19 protein-coding genes are annotated in these 16,447 nt (G+C 55.6%); 5 read left to right on the top strand and 14 right to left on the bottom strand.

Features of this window, described 5'->3' with window-relative positions:
* The first annotated feature begins 35 nt into the window (after positions 1-35).
* From glnL to trmL, 3 genes are read left to right on the top strand one after another with little or no spacing between them, the layout of a single operon-like run.
* Positions 36-1,094 carry a nitrogen regulation protein NR(II) gene (glnL, locus tag GH984_RS06715; RefSeq protein WP_153719440.1) on the top strand — a complete coding sequence of 353 codons (1,059 nt, stop codon included), beginning with the start codon at positions 36-38 and terminating at the stop codon, positions 1,092-1,094.
* Positions 1,087-2,484 carry a nitrogen regulation protein NR(I) gene (ntrC, locus tag GH984_RS06710; RefSeq protein WP_153719439.1) on the top strand — a complete coding sequence of 466 codons (1,398 nt, stop codon included), beginning with the start codon at positions 1,087-1,089 and terminating at the stop codon, positions 2,482-2,484. The genes glnL and ntrC overlap by 8 nt, the downstream gene beginning before the upstream one ends.
* A gap of 19 nt (positions 2,485-2,503) precedes the next feature.
* Positions 2,504-2,971 (top strand): tRNA (uridine(34)/cytosine(34)/5-carboxymethylaminomethyluridine(34)-2'-O)-methyltransferase TrmL, encoded by a 468-nt coding sequence (gene trmL, locus GH984_RS06705; protein ID WP_153719438.1) that lies wholly within the window; start codon positions 2,504-2,506, stop codon positions 2,969-2,971.
* Here trmL and GH984_RS06700 read toward each other — a convergent pair.
* From GH984_RS06700 to GH984_RS06690, 3 genes are read right to left on the bottom strand one after another with little or no spacing between them, the layout of a single operon-like run.
* The gene (locus GH984_RS06700; protein WP_153719437.1) at positions 2,968-3,963 is read right to left on the bottom strand and encodes an NAD(P)H-dependent glycerol-3-phosphate dehydrogenase; all 996 of its coding nucleotides are present in this window, start codon (positions 3,961-3,963) and stop codon (positions 2,968-2,970) included. The genes trmL and GH984_RS06700 overlap by 4 nt on opposite strands.
* On the bottom strand, positions 3,960-4,391 hold the full coding sequence (secB, locus tag GH984_RS06695) for a protein-export chaperone SecB (RefSeq protein ID WP_153719436.1): 432 nt from the start codon (positions 4,389-4,391) through the stop codon (positions 3,960-3,962). The genes GH984_RS06700 and secB overlap by 4 nt, the downstream gene beginning before the upstream one ends.
* An 18-nt stretch (positions 4,392-4,409) precedes the next feature.
* The gene (locus tag GH984_RS06690) at positions 4,410-4,838 is read right to left on the bottom strand and encodes a rhodanese-like domain-containing protein (RefSeq protein WP_153719435.1); all 429 of its coding nucleotides are present in this window, start codon (positions 4,836-4,838) and stop codon (positions 4,410-4,412) included.
* A 62-nt stretch (positions 4,839-4,900) separates the two neighbouring features.
* Here GH984_RS06690 and GH984_RS06685 point away from each other — a divergent pair, with 62 nt between their 5' ends.
* Positions 4,901-6,019, top strand: a complete 1,119-nt coding sequence (locus GH984_RS06685; protein ID WP_153719434.1) for a murein hydrolase activator EnvC family protein — start codon at positions 4,901-4,903, stop codon at positions 6,017-6,019.
* 3 nt (positions 6,020-6,022) lie between these two features.
* Positions 6,023-7,309, top strand: a complete 1,287-nt coding sequence (locus GH984_RS06680; RefSeq protein WP_153719433.1) for a S41 family peptidase — start codon at positions 6,023-6,025, stop codon at positions 7,307-7,309.
* On the opposite strand, the gene ubiB is transcribed toward GH984_RS06680, so the two are convergent.
* The 11 genes from ubiB to lptM are packed head-to-tail and all read right to left on the bottom strand — an operon-like array spanning position 7,299 to position 16,379.
* Positions 7,299-8,963 (bottom strand): ubiquinone biosynthesis regulatory protein kinase UbiB, encoded by a 1,665-nt coding sequence (ubiB, locus tag GH984_RS06675; protein WP_153719432.1) that lies wholly within the window; start codon positions 8,961-8,963, stop codon positions 7,299-7,301. The two genes, GH984_RS06680 and ubiB, sit on opposite strands and share 11 nt — an antisense overlap.
* The gene (locus GH984_RS06670) at positions 8,960-9,496 is read right to left on the bottom strand and encodes a ubiquinone biosynthesis accessory factor UbiJ (RefSeq protein ID WP_172973193.1); all 537 of its coding nucleotides are present in this window, start codon (positions 9,494-9,496) and stop codon (positions 8,960-8,962) included. The genes ubiB and GH984_RS06670 overlap by 4 nt, the downstream gene beginning before the upstream one ends.
* Entirely contained in the window at positions 9,486-10,229 is a 744-nt protein-coding gene (locus GH984_RS06665) for a class I SAM-dependent methyltransferase (protein WP_153719430.1), read from the bottom strand. Before GH984_RS06665 ends, GH984_RS06670 begins: the two co-directional genes overlap by 11 nt.
* Complete coding sequence (locus GH984_RS06660) at positions 10,226-10,630, bottom strand: gamma-butyrobetaine hydroxylase family protein (RefSeq protein ID WP_153719429.1); 405 nt, start codon at positions 10,628-10,630, stop codon at positions 10,226-10,228. The genes GH984_RS06665 and GH984_RS06660 overlap by 4 nt, the downstream gene beginning before the upstream one ends.
* Before the next feature lie 7 nt (positions 10,631-10,637).
* Positions 10,638-11,966 (bottom strand): ATP-dependent protease ATPase subunit HslU, encoded by a 1,329-nt coding sequence (gene hslU, locus GH984_RS06655; RefSeq protein ID WP_153719428.1) that lies wholly within the window; start codon positions 11,964-11,966, stop codon positions 10,638-10,640.
* Complete coding sequence (hslV, locus tag GH984_RS06650) at positions 11,963-12,514, bottom strand: ATP-dependent protease subunit HslV (protein ID WP_369691979.1); 552 nt, start codon at positions 12,512-12,514, stop codon at positions 11,963-11,965. The genes hslU and hslV overlap by 4 nt, the downstream gene beginning before the upstream one ends.
* A gap of 57 nt (positions 12,515-12,571) precedes the next feature.
* Positions 12,572-13,492 (bottom strand): tyrosine recombinase XerC, encoded by a 921-nt coding sequence (gene xerC / locus GH984_RS06645; RefSeq protein WP_369691978.1) that lies wholly within the window; start codon positions 13,490-13,492, stop codon positions 12,572-12,574.
* On the bottom strand, positions 13,476-14,174 hold the full coding sequence (locus GH984_RS06640; protein ID WP_153719426.1) for a DUF484 family protein: 699 nt from the start codon (positions 14,172-14,174) through the stop codon (positions 13,476-13,478). Before GH984_RS06640 ends, xerC begins: the two co-directional genes overlap by 17 nt.
* On the bottom strand, positions 14,171-15,010 hold the full coding sequence (dapF, locus tag GH984_RS06635; RefSeq protein ID WP_153719425.1) for a diaminopimelate epimerase: 840 nt from the start codon (positions 15,008-15,010) through the stop codon (positions 14,171-14,173). Before dapF ends, GH984_RS06640 begins: the two co-directional genes overlap by 4 nt.
* Complete coding sequence (lysA, locus tag GH984_RS06630; RefSeq protein ID WP_153719424.1) at positions 15,007-16,251, bottom strand: diaminopimelate decarboxylase; 1,245 nt, start codon at positions 16,249-16,251, stop codon at positions 15,007-15,009. The genes dapF and lysA overlap by 4 nt, the downstream gene beginning before the upstream one ends.
* The gene (gene lptM, locus GH984_RS06625) at positions 16,248-16,379 is read right to left on the bottom strand and encodes an LPS translocon maturation chaperone LptM (RefSeq protein WP_153719423.1); all 132 of its coding nucleotides are present in this window, start codon (positions 16,377-16,379) and stop codon (positions 16,248-16,250) included. The genes lysA and lptM overlap by 4 nt, the downstream gene beginning before the upstream one ends.
* Between the last annotated feature and the right edge of the window lie 68 nt (positions 16,380-16,447).

Genomic DNA, 16,447 nt, shown 5'->3' with positions numbered 1-16,447 from the left:
CGCAAAGCCCCTGTGATACGGCAGGGGCTTTTACCATGATTAAACCACCTCAAAATGCCACTAGCGAGATCCTCGATAATCTCAGTAGCGCGGTGATCGTGCTGGACCAAGCACTCAATGTGCAGTGGCTCAATGCGGTGGGTGAGGCGTTGTTGCAACTCAGCGCGCGGCAGGCCATTGGGGAGTCGCTATTAAGCGTTGCCCCCGGGTTGGCTGTCTTAAATGCGGCCATCGCGCATGCACAAGATCAGGGCGCGAGTTATGCCGAGCGTGAAATTCGTGTGGCGTTGAGTGGTGAGAGAACCGTAACGCTGGATTGTGCCGTCACGCCCCTGCCGGGTGGGCGTTTACTGTTGGAGCTAGAACATATTGATCGGCATCTGCGCATTTCAAGAGAAAATCGCATGATTGCGCAAAATGCGGCCATTCGAGAATTGGTGCGCGGGTTAGCGCATGAAATTAAAAACCCCCTTGGGGGCTTGCGTGGTGCAGCACAGCTGTTGGAGTCAGAGCTCGGTCGCGAAGAGCTACAAGAATATACGCGAATCATTATTAACGAAGCAGATCGTCTGCGGGCATTGGTAGATGGCCTGCTGGGGCCAGAGAGTCGGCTAGAAAAACAGCCCACGAATGTGCATGAAATTTTAGAGCGAGTGCGTCATTTGGCGGTGGCTGAAGCGCCAGAAGGGGTAGTGATTCGGCGGGACTACGACCCCAGTTTACCGCCCCTGCCCGCTGCGGGTGATCAGCTCATACAAGCGCTGCTGAATATTGTGCGTAATGCGCTACAGGCGCTGGATGGTGAGGGTGAAATCCTGTTGCGTACCCGCAGCCAGCGGCGATTTACGATTGGTAACCGTCAGCACCGACTCGTCTTGCGCATCGATATTGTTGATAACGGTCCAGGGATACCGCTGGCACTACAAGATCGAATTTTCTACCCCATGGTGACCGGTCGCCCAGAAGGGACAGGCATTGGTTTGCCGATTGCACAAAATTTGGTAGACCGGCATGGCGGGTTAATCGAGTGCAATAGCGAACCCGGGCATACGCTTTTTACCGTCTGGTTACCGCTGGAGGAAACCGATGAGTGATCAAATCACAGCCTGGATTGTGGATGACGATCGATCGATTCGCTGGGTGCTAAAAAAAGCCCTTGAGCGGGCAGGTATTGACGCGGTTGATTTTGAAACGGCAGAAGAGGCGTTAGCGCAGCTAGAGCGCCAACAACCGGATGTTTTAATTAGCGATATTCGGATGCCGCGTTTTGATGGCCTGCATTTAATGGAGCGGGTGCATTCAACGTACCCAGACTTACCCATCATTATTATGACGGCGCACTCAGATTTGGATGCCGCCGTGTCGGCTTATGAAGGGGGGGCATTTGAGTACCTGCCAAAGCCCTTTGATATGGAAGAGGCGGTTGAGCTGGTGCGCCGTGCCGCGGCGGCGGCTCGGAGCACGGCCGCGCCCTCGGCTGGGCGTGAAGATATGCCCGAAATTATTGGCGAAGCCCCGGCCATGCAGGAGGTGTTTCGTGCCATTGGGCGGTTGTCTCGCTCAAATATTACCGTGTTAATTAATGGAGAATCCGGCACCGGTAAAGAGCTTGTGGCCCGAGCGCTGCACCGACACAGCCCCCGGGCAAACGCCCCGTTCATTGCGTTAAATATGGCGGCAATACCACGTGATTTAATGGAATCAGAGCTGTTTGGCCATGAAAAAGGCGCTTTTACTGGGGCCCACCAAGTTCGCCGGGGGCGCTTTGAGCAGGCCGATGGCGGCACGTTGTTTTTAGATGAAATCGGCGATATGCCGGCCGAGTTACAGACCCGATTACTGCGGGTGTTGGCGGATGGTGAGTTTTATCGGGTGGGCGCACATACCCCGATGCGGGTGGATGTTCGCATTGTTGCCGCCACCCATCAAAACTTAGAGGAGTTGGTACAGGCGGGGCGGTTTCGTGAGGATCTGTTTCATCGCTTAAATGTAATTCGTATTCAGGTGCCCGCTTTACGTCAGCGTCAGGCGGATATTCCGGCGTTGGCTGCGCATTTTTTGCAGCGGGCAGCCAAAGAGCTCAATGTTGAAGCAAAGCAGCTCACCCCAGCGGTGGCACAAAGCCTTCAGCAATTGCCGTGGCCAGGTAATGTGCGTGAATTAGAAAATACCTGCCGATGGTTGACCGTGATGGCCAGTGGGCGCGAAGTGCAAATGGAAGACCTGCCGTCTGAACTGCTTAAAGAGCGAGCGGTTGCCGAGCCAGCAATGGACTGGGAAAGTGCGCTGGCTCGTTGGGCAGACCAACAAACAGCCGAGCGCGGTGAGGGATCATTAGCCGATGCACAGACTCGTTTAGAGCGGATTTTAATTGAAGCAGCGCTGCGCCGAACAGGCGGAAGACGCCAAGATGCCGCTCGCCTACTTGGCTGGGGCCGCAATACCTTAACGCGCAAAATTAGAGATCTGCGATTGCCGCTGTGAGCAGGTATGATCTACGCCCATGCCCTGCCATGTTGTACTGCATCGACCGGAGATTCCGCCCAACACCGGTAACGTGATTCGTTTGTGTGCGAATACGGGCGCGCGTTTGCACCTCATTGAACCGCTCGGTTTTGTACTGGATGACCGACGGATGCGTCGAGCCGGGCTCGATTACCATGAGCTAGCTGCCTTGCAGGTGCATGCGGATTTGCAGGCCTTTATTACAGCGGTGCAGCCTGAGCGGTTATGGGCATTAACCACGCGCGCAACGCGGCGCTTTGATCAGCCGAGCTTTGGTAGTAATGATGCGCTGGTGTTTGGTAGTGAAACGTCTGGATTACCGGCCGAGGTGTTGAGCTTATTTGCGCCAGAGCAGCGGCTTCGGCTACCAATGCGCCCCGGTAATCGCAGTTTAAATTTGTCAAATAGTGTGGCGGTAACAGTTTTTGAAGCCTGGCGGCAGCAGGGCTATAGCGGCGGATGTTAATTAAACTCAGCGCGAGGCGCACGATCCATTAAAAGTTGGGCTGCCGTATGCGGAGCCACCCTCTGCGATAACACCGCATGCACCTGTTGGCAGATCGGCATTTCAACCGCTAATCGATGCGCCATTTCAGCCACTTCTGCGGCGGTAAACGCCCCTTCCACCACTTGACCGATTTGCTCAGCCGCATCGTTTGCTGACTCGCCACGCCCCAGGGCAATGCCAAAGCGTCGGTTTCGAGATTGGTCATCGGTACAGGTGAGAATTAAATCTCCCATGCCAGCGAGCCCGGTGAGGGTGGCATCTTGCGCGCCAAGATGGGCGCCTAGCCGCCGCACTTCAGCCAAACCACGGGTGATTAAACCGGCCCTTGCATTGGCACCAAAACCCAAGCCATCGGCGATACCCGTTGCAATGGCGAGCACGTTTTTAACAGCGCCGCCAAGCTGTACCCCGACCATATCGTTGCTGGTGTAAACCCGAAATCGTTCGTCATGAAAAAGGGCGGTTAGCTGATTGGCCGTCTTTGCATCATGGCTTGCCAATACAATAGCGGTTGGCAGCCCGGCGGCCACCTCGGCCGCAAAGCTAGGGCCTGAAAGCACGGCGAGTGGTGCGCCGGGCAGAGCGGCTTGAGCCACTTCATGAAGCAGCCCATGCCCGTTGGCGGCTAAGCCTTTAGTGGCCCAAACAATGGGCACCGGTGTTACTAAGGTGGTGGCCAATGTTTGGCAGAGCTCAGCAAATGTGGCACTGGGCACGGCAATGAGCACGACATCCGCGTTTTTAACGGCCGCGGTTAGGTCTGCCATTGGGGTAATGGCGGGGGGCAACACCTGATCGGGCAAATAGCGAGCATTAACGCGGTTTTCGCGCATAATGGCCATGGTGTCTTCGCTGCGACCCCAAAGACATATCTCATGGCCATTGCGTGCAAGTACCAGCGCAAGGGCAGTGCCCCAAGAGCCAGCGCCCAACACCGCGATCCGTTTCATTGCTGGTTTTGCTTTTTCCGTGCGTACAAGGCGTCGAAATTGACCGGTGACAGTAGCATCGGTGGGTAGCCCGCCTTGGTTGTTAAATCAGACACGGCTTCTCTGGCATACGCAAAAAGCACGCCGGGGCAGTATGCGCCGAGTAGCTGATCGGTGGCTTCCTCGGTAAAACCGCTTAGCGTAAATACCCCCGCTTGATGGATTTCACACAGATAGATGGTCTGCTCGTCTTTGGTGGCCGTGACAGTCACGGTTAAAACGACTTCAAACAGATTCTCGCCTAAATCTTCGTGTTTGGTGTTGAGCTCAACGCGGGCCTCAGGCTTCCAGGTTTCACGAAAAACCGCGGGCGCTGCCGGGTTTTCTAAGGAACAGTCCTTGAGGTAGAGCTTTTGAATGGCAAATTGTTGTGTTGGCTCGTCGGCCATGGGAACTCCTCTATTGGGTTATTTACGTCCATCAATGGGTAGGCCGGCATCCCGCCAGGCATTAATGCCACCACGTAGCTGATGCACCTTATCCCATCCTTGTGCCTGCAGGGCTTTTACGGCTTTGAGTGTGCTGCTGCCGGTATCGCAGTAGGCAATCATGGTCTGGCCGCTAAAGCGTTGTAGTTTATCCTTGCGTTTATCGATGTGTTCGAGTGGGATATTGATCGCACCGGGCAGATGGCTTTTTTGATACGCATTTTCGTTGCGAATATCGACAAAGACCGCTTGATCGCGATTAAACAAGCGCGTGGCATCGGTGGTATCGATCGCAAATCGGCCTTTGCGAAAGGTCATTATCTCATTAGTAATGATTGCTGAGACCACAATAAAAAAGGCGGCGGTCAGCAAAAGATTGTTTACGGCAAATTCAATAACTCTTTCCATAACTCATGCGCTGTTAGGATGAATGAAGTGACAGGGAGTATACCAGCGGAGATGGCAGTCTGATGAAACACATTGGGTGTTTGGTTTTTTTATGCCTAATGCTGGCAGCAACAGCGCATGCCAATCAGGCAGAGCTTGCCGAGCAGCGGGCGCGCCTGCAGGCCTTAAGTAGCGAGCTTGAGGCGCAGCGAGAAAAGGCCGGGGGTGTGGCCGCTGAACTGGCAGAGCTTGAGCAGCGTATGGGCCAGCAGCAGGTTGAGCTGCGCGATTTAGATCAGCAAATTGCCGCCCGGCAGGCAGAGCTAACAGAGCTAGAAGCGGCGGTTGAGGCGCAGGCCCAAGATGCGGCTGCCGATCAGGCCTTTTTAGAAGCCGCCTTGCGGGCCGCATTTCGCCGTGGCGAGGCGCCTCAAATGGCGTTACTGCTTGCCGATGAGCCCCCGGCTGAGCGCGATCGGCTGATTATTTATGACCGTTATTTAGGTGAGGCGGTTGCCGAGCGGCTGCAAAGTGCACGTGCCACTTTGGCGGCATTGGCTAAGCAGCGGCAGGCATTAGCGGAGGTGCAACGTGAGCAACAAGCAGCGCGCGCGGCCCAAGTAGAAGTGTTGGCTGCGTTAGAAGCATCAGCTAAGGAGCGAGCCGCAGTGGCCGAGCGCCTAGCCAACGAAATCGATAATGATCAAGCCCAAGTGGCCGAGCAGGAAGCGCTGGTGCGCGCGCTAACCCAACGCGCAAAAGCGGCAGCAACACCTCCACCAGTGCCGGCGCCCAGTGCGAGTGCGCCCACCCGAGTGGATAAATCTGGCAGTTGGCCGCTGAATGGCCCTGTGCTTGAGCAATTTGGTGCCAGCCGCAGTGCCGCCGGCTTGCAGTGGACGGGATTGCTAATTGGCGGCGAAGAGGGCGCCCCTATTCAATCGGTTGCCGCGGGGACGGTCGTTTTTGCGGAGTGGTTGCGTGGCTTGGGTCTGCTGCTCATTATTGATCATGGAAATGGTCTAATTAGTCTTTATGGACGCAACCAAGCGCTTTATGTTGAGGTCGGACAAAGGGTAAATGCCGGCGATGTGGTTGCCGCGGTGGGCCGGACGGGGGGTGGCGCAGAGGCCGCTCTGTATTTTGAGGTGCGCGCAAATGGTGAGCCCGTTAATCCGGTCGCCTGGTACGAAGGAAGATAGAACATGCAGTGGTTAAAACAGTCTGGCGTGGTTTGTAGTGCGCTTTTTTTAACGGCCCTATTGCTACCAGCCAGCCCCTTAAGCGCCGAGTCGCCAGCAACAGACAGTGCTCTGCCATTGGAGGAGCTACGCACCTTTACCGAAGCTTATGAGCGAATTCGCGAGGAGTATGTCGAGTCGATTGATGAATCTACGCTGATTCGTAATGCCATTCGCGGCATGTTGGAAGGCTTGGACCCGCATTCCGGTTATTTAGATGCCGATGACTATCAGCGGCTGCGCGATGGCACGCGTGGCGAGTTCGGCGGTTTGGGTATGGAAGTGGGTATGGAGGATGGTTTTATTCGTGTCATCGCTCCCATCGATGGCACGCCGGCAGAGGCGGCCGGCATTCAGCCTGAAGATTTGATTATTCGGATCGATGGCGCCTCGGTTAAGGGTTTGGGGCTTGAGGAGAGCTTAAATCTTTTGCGTGGCGAGCCGGGCACTGAGGTCACGCTGACGGTGCTGCGTGGCAATGATGATCGGCCATTTGAGGTGGTAATAGAGCGCGCGATTATTGAAGTGCGCAGTGTGCGAACCCAGTTGCTAGAGCCGGGGTATGGCTATTTGCGTATCAGCCAGTTCCAAGACCGCACAGGAGAGGCGGTGCTCGATGCGGTAGATGAGTTAATGACCGAGAATGATGGCCCGCTTAAAGGATTGGTGATGGATTTGCGCAACAACCCCGGTGGGTTACTTGAATCTGCCGTGGCCGTGGCCGATGCCTTTATTACCAGCGGTGTGCTGGTGAGCACCGATGGCCGGGTAGAGCGGGCAAAGGATAGTTTTAGTGCCACCCCAAGTGATGTGATGGAGGGGGCACCGCTTGTGGTTTTGGTGAATGCCGGCTCGGCCTCGGCATCAGAGATTGTGGCGGGCGCTTTGCAAGATCATCGTCGTGCCGTGGTAATGGGTGAGCCCACTTTTGGCAAGGGGTCGGTGCAATCGATTATGCCGCTGCGCAATGCCACAGCAATTAAGCTGACCACAGCACGGTATTACACGCCGAATGGTCGTTCGATTCAGGCGGAAGGGATTGTGCCGGATGTGCGTGTTGATGACCTGCGGGTGAGTGAGCGCGAGGCCGTGGCAAGACAAACGCGCGAGTCGGATTTACCACGCCATTTGCGCGGAGATGCTGAGGCTGACTCAGAATCTCAAGCGCCGGCATCGGCACTGGCTACACAAGATTATGTGTTGGCCGAAGCGCTCAATTTGCTAAAAGGTTTAACTATTTTTACTCAGTGATTTGCCGGCTGAGTAGCACCCAAGCCCAAGCAACAACGCCAGTGCCGGCAGCCACAAAAGGCAGATAGCGCCACGCATCTGGCAGTGGCATATTAGCAAGTAAAACCGCCGCAATAATGAGGGTTGTGCCGAGAAGGCCGCCGAGGCGGCGCTGACTATCCCGTCTGATTTCTTGTCTTAATGCATTTAAGCTTTGTTGTTGCTCGTTTAGCGTGTCACGCAATAGCGCGGTTTCCTGCAATGCATGATCGAGTCGGCGCGGCAGCGCGGGTAGCGTTTCTGCCAAACGGGGCAGTTCTTGGCTGAACTGTTTAAGCAGTGCCTTTGGCCCCACCTGCTCTTTCATCCAGCCTTCAAGGTAGGGTTTGCCGGTATCCCATAGATCAAGCTCGGGGTAGAGCTCGCGGCCAAGCCCTTCGATGGCAAGCAGGGTTTTTTGCAGCAAGACCAGCTGTGGCTGGACTTCCATATTAAAGCGCCGGCCTGTTTGGAACAGGCGCATTAACAGCGCACCCAGCGAGATTTCACCCAGCGGGCGTTCAAAAATCGGCTCGCATACGGTGCGCATGGCCGCTTCAAACTCATCGACGCGGGTATCTGCCGGCACCCAGCCCGAGGCCACATGCAGCTCAGCCACGCGGCGATAATCCCGGTTGAAAAACGCAATAAAGTTATCGGCTAAATAGCGATGATCAACCGGGCTTAAAGACCCCATAATGCCAAAATCGACGGCAATATAGTGCGGGTCGTCGGGGTTGCTAACATCTACAAAGATATTGCCAGGGTGCATGTCGGCATGAAAAAAGCTATCGCGAAAGACCTGAGTGAAAAAGATCTCAGTACCCCGCTCGGCCAGTCGGCGCATATCGACCCCGGCGTTACGAATTCCCTCAATATCGCTGATTTGCAGGCCGTAAATACGCTCCATCACCATTACGTTATGGCGTGTGGCAGGCCAGTAGACGTCGGGCACATACAGCAGGTCAGAGTCTTTAAAATTGCGCCGCAGTTGCGAAGCATTGGCCGCTTCGCGCATTAAATCGAGCTCATCATGCAGGGTTTTATCAAACTCCTGAACCACCTCAACGGGGCGTAACCGAGGGCCTTCGCTCCAGTAGCGCTCGGCTAAGCGGGCAAAGGTATGCAGAACGCGGAGGTCGCGCTGAATGGCTTGTTCAATGCCAGGGCGAACCACTTTAACGATCACATCTTGGCCATCATGCAGGCGGGCAGCATGCACCTGCGCGATGGAGGCCGAGGCCAGCGGCGTGTCTGAGAAATGCGCAAACCAGGCGTCGAGCGGTTGCTGATAGGCCTGCTCGATAATTTCTCTGGCTGCTGAGCTAGGAAACGGCGGCACGCGATCTTGTAAGCGTGAGAGCTCGTTAATGATGTCGGCGGGCAACAGGTCGCGCCGGGTAGAGAGAATTTGGCCAAATTTAACAAATATTGGGCCAAGATCTTCTAAGGCAAGCCGAATACGCTCGCCCTGTGATTGTTTGTGGCGGCGCAGCCACATCCATGGCATAAACAGCCGCAAGAAGCGCACAGGTCGAAAAAGCCGTGTGGCAAACAAAACCTCATCAAGCCCATGCCGAAGGAGGACCCAGTTGATTTGCGCAAGGCGCAATACGATGCGGGGGTTAGGAATCAAGGGGTTTGCTCCGACTGACGCTGCTGCTCTAAACGGCGCAGGCGTGCCTCAAGGCGATCGGCGGCTTCACGTAGGGCATCAACGCCGGCAATAAATTCATTGGCTTCGGGGGCGGTGGGTAGCCAGCCGCGCTCTTCAGTTGCCAGCTCAGCAAGGTTGCGGAGTAATGTTTCGGCTCCCTCGCGCCCGGCACCCAGCGTACCGTTAGGGTCTAAGTTAAGCCCAGAGAACAGCTGCCGGACCTCCTGAATTGTGCCGATATCACCGCGTAACTGCACATTGCGGCTGCGCTGCCCGCCAGATAGCGCAAGGCTGGCAAGGCCCGCGGGTGTTGCCTCTAGCACCGCATCACAGCTATCTAAATCGCCAGCTTCTCGAGATAAATGCACGCCACCCACATGAAAGCTGATACGCAAACTGATTTCGGGCTCGCTTAAGCGAAGGCCTAGGGTTTTGCCTAGCAACGGCTCGAGACGTTCGTTGAGTAACGGGTCTCTTGCCAGTAGTTGGTTAATGGCGCGCTCAGTAAACATAGCCATAATGCAGGGCAACGATACCGCCGCTTAGGTTGGTGTAGCCGCAGTCTTCAAACCCCACATCTTCCATAATTTGTTGCAGCGTGGGCTGATCGGGGTGCATGCGAATGGATTCGGCCAGGTAGCGATAGCTATCGGCGTCGTTGGCAACTAACCGCCCCATGAGGGGCAGCAAACGAAAAGAATAAAGATCGTACATCGGTTGTAAAGACTGCAGATACAGTTTGGAGAACTCCAAAATGACAAGCTTACCGCCCGGGCGCAGTGCTTCACGCATAGCGGCCAAAGCCCGTGGAATACGGGTGACGTTACGCAAGCCAAAGCCAATGCTAATTCGATCAAATTGGCGCGGCAGAAAAGGCAGCTGCTCGGCATTGGCCAAGGTGTAGTCAACATTGCCGACTACGCCCGCGTTGAGTAGCCGATCACGCCCCCGTGAGAGCATATCGGCATTGATATCGCTCATTACCACATGGCCTTGCTTGCCAACCTGATGGGCAAGACCAATGCTTAAGTCACCGGTACCTGCCGCTAAATCGAGAACCTGCTGGCCCGGTCGGGCATTAATAAGCCGTAGGGCCTGTTGCTTCCAAAGCCGATGCAGGCCCACCGACATTAAATCGTTCATCACATCGTAGCGTTCGGCTACCGAGCTAAAAACCTCGCCCACGCGGCTGGCCTTTTCTTCGGCAGGCACTTGCTCAAAGCCAAAATCAGCCAGATCTTTCATACTGCGTCTCCGCTATTATCATCGCTGCGCCGTTGATAGCCTGCTGCTTCAAGCTCAGCCAAATAATCACGCCAGTATTCGGCCTGATGGGTGGCTAAGTCATACAGTAAATCCCAAGAATACAGCCCAGTGCTATGGCCATCGTCAAAGACAATGCGAATGGCATATTGTCCAACAGGCTCAAGATCGGTAATGCCAACTGCTTCTTTGCCAACCTGCAAGATGGCCTGACCGGGGCCATGGCCTCTCACCTCGGCCGAAGGAGAGTACACGCGCAAATACTCTGCGCTGAGCGAGTAGGTTTGTTCGCCGTCAAATTCGAGCTCAAGGGTGCGAGAGCGCCGATGTAAGCGGATATCGGTGGGGATCACGCCGGTGTTTTTGCGCTCGGGTCTTTTCATGATGGCCTCATAGAATATAGCGGCTTAGATCTTCATTATGCGCAAGGTCGGCAAGCTGTGCGTCGACATACTCAGCATCAATGTGCAACGTTTCGCCTTGGCGATCGGGCGCAGCAAACGAAGCGGCCTCTAACAGACGCTCCATGATGGTATGTAGCCGTCTTGCGCCAATGTTTTCAGTGAGATCATTCACCTCACAGGCAATGGTGGCTAGGCGTTCAATGGCCTCATCGGTAAAGGTGAGGGTGACCCCTTCTGTGGCCATTAGCGCGGTGTACTGCCGCACCAGTGAGGCATCGGGTTCGGTAAGGATGCGCACAAAGTCTTCCGCCCCTAGCGAGTCGAGCTCAACCCGAATGGGCAGGCGACCCTGAAGCTCGGGGATCAGATCCGATGGCTTAGAGACATGAAACGCGCCAGAGGCAATAAATAAAATATGATCGGTGTTCACCATGCCATGCCGGGTCGACACGGTACTGCCCTCGACCAAGGGCAGTAGGTCACGCTGAACGCCTTCACGGGAGATATCGCCGCCACTGCCGGATTCGGCGCGACGAGCCACTTTGTCTATTTCATCTAAAAAGACGATGCCGCTTTGCTCTACTAACTGCACCGCTTTGCTTTTAATTTCTTCATCATTAACGAGCTTGCTGGCCTCTTCGTCACGCAGCACCTTCCAAGCATCACGAATACGCAGGCGCTGATGCTCGCTGCGCTGCCCTGTGAGGTTTTGGAACATGCCCTGTAGCTGGCTGCCCAGCTGCTCCATGCCCGGGGGCGTCATAAATTCCATGCCCGGTTGGCTGGCGCGCACTTCAATCTCAATTTCTTTATCGTCTAAATCGCCCTCACGCAGTTTTTTGCGCATTTTCTGGCGCGTGGTTTCTAGACTGTTGTCTACCTCGCCCGTGCTGCTGCGGGCCTGCGGCAGCAAGGCATCGAGAATGCGATCTTCGGCTGCATCTTCAGCGCGATTGGCTTGGCGTGCCATTTCTTGCTGACGCACCATTTTGATTGCGTTATCGACAAGATCGCGAACGATCGACTCGACATCGCGGCCCACATAGCCCACTTCGGTAAACTTTGTGGCTTCCACTTTAATAAAAGGTGCATTGGCAAGCCGTGCAAGGCGCCGGGCAATTTCCGTTTTGCCCACGCCGGTCGGGCCAATCATGAGAATATTTTTTGGCGTAATGTCGGCACGTAGCGATTGATCGACCTGCAGACGACGCCAGCGATTACGCAAGGCATTGGCCACTGCGCGCTTGGCATCGGCTTGGCCGATGATGTGTTTATCGAGTGCTTCGACGATTTCCCGCGGGGTCATTTGCGTCATGACGGCGTTTTATCTCCCAGCGTTTCAATGGTGAGCGAATGATTAGTGTAGATACAAATATCGGCCGCAATGTTCAATGACTGGCGCACAATGTCTTCGGCACTGAGCGTGGTGGAATCTACTAACGCATGCGCAGCCGCGCGCGCAAAGCCTGCGCCCGAGCCAATTGCCATAAAGTCACGTTCAGGTTCCACCACATCGCCATTACCCGAAATCATGAGTAGGGCATCTTGGTTAGCCACCATCAGTAGCGCTTCAAGCCGGCGCAGGGCGCGATCTGAGCGCCAGTCTTTGGCCATTTCAACCGCGGCGCGCGTAAGGTTGCCGCGCTGCTGCTCCAGCTGGCTTTCAAAACGCTCAAAAAGTGTAAAGGCATCGGCTGTGCCCCCGGCAAAACCGGCAAGGACCTGATTATGAAAAAGGCGGCGGACCTTTTTTGCGTTGCCCTTCATCACCGTATCGCCCAGCGTGACCTGCCCATCGCCACCGAGTGCGATTTGGCCGTGGCGCCGAACGGCGAGAATGGTTGTGCCCTGATATTGCTGCACAAAGGAGCTCCCAATTAAATAGAACGTACATTCTAACGCAGCCTGAGGCGTCTGCGGTTACTTGCGGCGTGCGCGCGGATGCGCTTGATCATAAACCGCGGCTAGCCGTTGAAAATCTAGATGGGTATAGATTTGGGTGGTGCTGATGTCGGCATGCCCCAGTAGCTCTTGGACGGCGCGTAAATCACCGCTTGATTCCAGCAGATGGGTGGCAAAGGCATGGCGAAGCATGTGCGGGTGAACCTGCTGACCCAAGCCTTGTTGTTGGGCACGATCCTGCAGGCGTTGCTGAATGGCGCGGTGTGATAAGCGCGTACCGCGGCGGCTGACGAACAGCGCCGATTGTTGTGGGGTGGCCAGTTGAGCTCTTACTTTAAGCCAGTCGGCGACGGCCTCTTGGGCCATGCGGCCCACCGGCACAATGCGCGTTTTTGCGCCTTTGCCGGTAATGCGTAGCTCGGTGGTGCTGCCATCCATATCGGCAAGGTTTAATGCGGCCACTTCGGCAAGACGCAGGCCTGCGCTGTAGATTAGCTCGTAGACGGCCCGGTCGCGAATGGCAAGGGGGTCATCGCCCGCGGGCCCAGCTTGGTTATCAAGTAACTGCGCCATGCTATCGGCATCTAGGGTATGCGGCAGAGTGCGGCGTTGTTTAGGTGCCTGCACGCTCGTTGCCGGATTGTGCGAGGCCAGTTGTTCGCGTTGTAAAAACCGAAAGAGGCTGCGCAGTGCGCTTAAGCCGCGCTGCAAAGAGCGTGAGCCAAGGCCGCGGCGATGCCGCTGTGCCACCCAAGTACGCACCTGCCCTTCATCAATAGCCGACCATTGGGTGATGCCCGCCTCACGGCAGTGCGCTAGAAAGTGCGTTAAATCGCGGGCGTAATGCTCGCAGGTTAGCGTTGCTAAGCGGCGCTCGTGGCGAAGATAGCTGAGGTAGCACTCAAGGCCCTCAGCTAGGTAATCAGGGCTCGATGGCACGGTGCAAAATACGGCTAACCAGCGCACCGAGGTGGCTGAGAAAGACCGTCCCTTGCTCGATGTGATAGCGATCGGGGTCACGGCTGCCAATGGCGATAAAGCCCAGTATGGGTGGTTCGTCTAAAGGCACAACGGCGGCTGAGCGGATGTCTGCTGCTTGTTCACCAAACACAAGTTGCAGGCGCTCGGTATCTAGCTCACCCAGTACTGGAGTTTCATGCGAGAAGTGAGCCTGCAGCGCCTCGGTGGCAGCATCATCTGGTGCCAGCACAGGAATGGTGCTGGTGGGGGCTTTGTCTGCAATTAAGATAACTTGCACCACATCGGCTTTAAAGTCTTGGCGCAGGCCATCGCGCAATGCCACGAGGGCTTCTTCAAGATCATTGGCGCTGAGCATTTCGAGTGTAAAGCGATGCATTTGCTCGGCCAACCGATCATTATCGCGCGCAATCCAAAGCAAATGTTCAAGCCGGGTGGAGAGCTCGCGGGTTTTGTTCTGCAATACGCGGGCTTGGTACTCCACTAAAGAGATGGCATCGCCACTGTCATGTGGAATGTCGAGTGCGCTGAGTACCTCGTCATGCCGACGCAGTAAATCAGGATGTGTACGCAGAAAGTCGAGGACTTGTTCCTCGGTAATGCTGGCCTCAATGGGCGCGGATTTTGTGGTTTGTCGCGTCATGCCATGCCTGCTGCTAGTCTTCCTTCAAAGACACTGACTGCCGGGCCGGTCATCCAAACCGGCGTATTTAATCCCTGCCAGTCTATCATTAGCTGACCGCCTGGTACGCTAACTTCTACTTGAGCCTCCGTCCAGCCATTTAAAATGCTGGCCACTACGGCAGCACAGGCACCCGTGCCGCAGGCGGGCGTCTCACCCACCGCACGCTCAAAAACACGCAGCCGTATGCGCTTTGGATCGATAATTTGCATAAAACCCACATTCACTCGCTCAGGAAAGCAGGGGTGATGCTCGATCAGCGGCCCAAGCGTGCTAACGGGCGCTTGATCGACATTATCAACGCGCAACACCGCATGTGGATTACCCATTGAAACAGCGGCGATTTGCCAGGTGGTGTTGTCTACCGTTAGTGGATATTGGTTGGCTTGGGCATCCGCTAAAAACGGAATATCGGCAGGCTTGAGCACGGGGGCGCCCATATCAACGCGCACTAACCCGTCAGCCAACCGCTCTGTTCGGGTAAGACCACGTTGGGTCTGGAAGGTAAGTTGGGTGGCATCACTTAAGCCGCGCTCTACAATAAAGCGGGCCACACAGCGCACACCGTTGCCGCAGTGCTCAACCTCTCCGCCATCCGCATTCCAAATGCGATACCGAAAATCGGCATCGGCGTGGGTGGCGGGCTCAACAAGCAAGAGTTGATCGCAGCCCACCCCTAGCCTGCGATCGGCAATGGTACGGATTTGCTCGGGTGTTAAGTGGATAGACGCGTTAACACCGTCGAGCACAACAAAATCATTGCCTAGGCCCTGCATTTTGGTAAAAGACAGGCTCATGAGGGCTCCAGCAGCACTTCGCCCTGCCAGAGTGACTCTAGCGATTCACGATGCCGAATAATATGCGCTTGATTGCCATCCACTAATACCTCGGCGGCACGCGGACGCGCGTTGTACTGTGAGGCCATTGCAAAGCCGTAGGCGCCCGCATCAAAAACTGCCAGCAGGCTATGGGGCGCTAAAGCCAGATGCCGCTCACGCCCTAATACATCAGCAGTTTCGCAAACCGGGCCAACGATGTCATAAAAGCGTGCTTCGCCCTGCCCGGCATCGACAGTTTCAATCCGCTGCCAGGCATCGTAAAGCGCGGGGCGAAGCAAATCGGTCATCGCCGCATCCACAATCGCAAAATCACGATGCCCGGTTTTGATGTATTCCACCTGGGTGACTAATAGCCCGGCTTCACCAACAATGGCGCGCCCCGGCTCCATGAGTATCCGCTGTGGGCGATTGGCCAGCAGTGGTTTGATGGCCGTTGCTAAGGCCGCGGGTGTGGGCGGGGTCTCATCTTGATACGCTATTCCCAGGCCGCCGCCAATATCTAAGTGCTCCAGAATAATGCCCTGTTCGGCCAACCGGTCGACCAGCGCCAAGCTGCGCGATAGCGCATCCACTAATGGCTCGATTTCGGTGAGCTGCGAGCCAATATGAAAATCCAGCCCGGTAATATTTAGCCCGGGTAATTGAGCGGCGTGCGCATACACCGCCCCGGCACGATGGATATCGATGCCAAACTTATTATCTTTAAGCCCGGTTGAGATGTAGGGATGCGTGCGGGCGTCGACATCGGGGTTGACGCGCAGCGATATGGCCGCTGTTTTTCCAAGCGCCTGAGCAATTTCTGAGATGCGCTCAAGCTCGGCTTCTGATTCGACATTAAAGGCCAAAATACCCACTTCTAATGCACGGGTAATTTCAGCGCGGCTTTTGCCAACGCCTGAGAAAACAATCTTTTGCGGCTGCCCGCCGGCTTTTAATACCCGCTCAAGCTCGCCACCTGAAACAATGTCAAAGCCGCTGCCAAGCTTGGCGAGCAACTGCAAAATGGCCAGATTGGCGTTGGCTTTTACCGCATAACAGATGAGGTGTTCGCGGTCGGCAAAGGCGGCATCGTAGGCGCGCCATGCCTGCTCAATTGCGGCGCGAGAATACAGATAAAGCGGCGTACCAAAACGCTCGGCTAACGCAGAGACCGCGCAGCCCTCAATGTTTAGCTCACCTTGCTGGCGACTAAAACTCATGATTCGCTCGTTGCTTCACCTTCACTGGGTGGTGCATCCGGTGGCATCGTTAGCCCCCCTTTCACACCGCAGCCGGTGAGGATGAAGAGGCTGAGTACTAATGCAAGCAGCTGTGTCGGTCGCGACATGGGGCAGTCTCCTTTTATTGGCGCGTAGTATACCTGCTGTGGCAGGCTTGCGGTTTATCGTGTTCTGA

Source organism: Spiribacter salilacus (assembly GCF_009649225.1).
Lineage (GTDB): Bacteria > Pseudomonadota > Gammaproteobacteria > Nitrococcales > Nitrococcaceae > Spiribacter > Spiribacter salilacus.
This window is presented reverse-complemented; position numbering and strand designations above follow the sequence as displayed.

Coding starts and splice junctions, on each gene's coding strand:
- glnL (WP_153719440.1), top strand. CDS start 36: ATGATTAAACCACCTCAAAATGCCACTAGCGAGATCCTCGATAATCTC.
- ntrC (WP_153719439.1), top strand. CDS start 1,087: ATGAGTGATCAAATCACAGCCTGGATTGTGGATGACGATCGATCGATT.
- trmL (WP_153719438.1), top strand. CDS start 2,504: ATGCCCTGCCATGTTGTACTGCATCGACCGGAGATTCCGCCCAACACC.
- GH984_RS06700 (WP_153719437.1), bottom strand. CDS start 3,963: ATGAAACGGATCGCGGTGTTGGGCGCTGGCTCTTGGGGCACTGCCCTT.
- secB (WP_153719436.1), bottom strand. CDS start 4,391: ATGGCCGACGAGCCAACACAACAATTTGCCATTCAAAAGCTCTACCTC.
- GH984_RS06690 (WP_153719435.1), bottom strand. CDS start 4,838: ATGGAAAGAGTTATTGAATTTGCCGTAAACAATCTTTTGCTGACCGCC.
- GH984_RS06685 (WP_153719434.1), top strand. CDS start 4,901: ATGAAACACATTGGGTGTTTGGTTTTTTTATGCCTAATGCTGGCAGCA.
- GH984_RS06680 (WP_153719433.1), top strand. CDS start 6,023: ATGCAGTGGTTAAAACAGTCTGGCGTGGTTTGTAGTGCGCTTTTTTTA.
- GH984_RS06670 (WP_172973193.1), bottom strand. CDS start 9,496: ATGTTTACTGAGCGCGCCATTAACCAACTACTGGCAAGAGACCCGTTA.
- GH984_RS06665 (WP_153719430.1), bottom strand. CDS start 10,229: ATGAAAGATCTGGCTGATTTTGGCTTTGAGCAAGTGCCTGCCGAAGAA.
- GH984_RS06660 (WP_153719429.1), bottom strand. CDS start 10,630: ATGAAAAGACCCGAGCGCAAAAACACCGGCGTGATCCCCACCGATATC.
- hslU (WP_153719428.1), bottom strand. CDS start 11,966: ATGACGCAAATGACCCCGCGGGAAATCGTCGAAGCACTCGATAAACAC.
- GH984_RS06640 (WP_153719426.1), bottom strand. CDS start 14,174: ATGACGCGACAAACCACAAAATCCGCGCCCATTGAGGCCAGCATTACC.
- dapF (WP_153719425.1), bottom strand. CDS start 15,010: ATGAGCCTGTCTTTTACCAAAATGCAGGGCCTAGGCAATGATTTTGTT.
- lysA (WP_153719424.1), bottom strand. CDS start 16,251: ATGAGTTTTAGTCGCCAGCAAGGTGAGCTAAACATTGAGGGCTGCGCG.
- lptM (WP_153719423.1), bottom strand. CDS start 16,379: ATGTCGCGACCGACACAGCTGCTTGCATTAGTACTCAGCCTCTTCATC.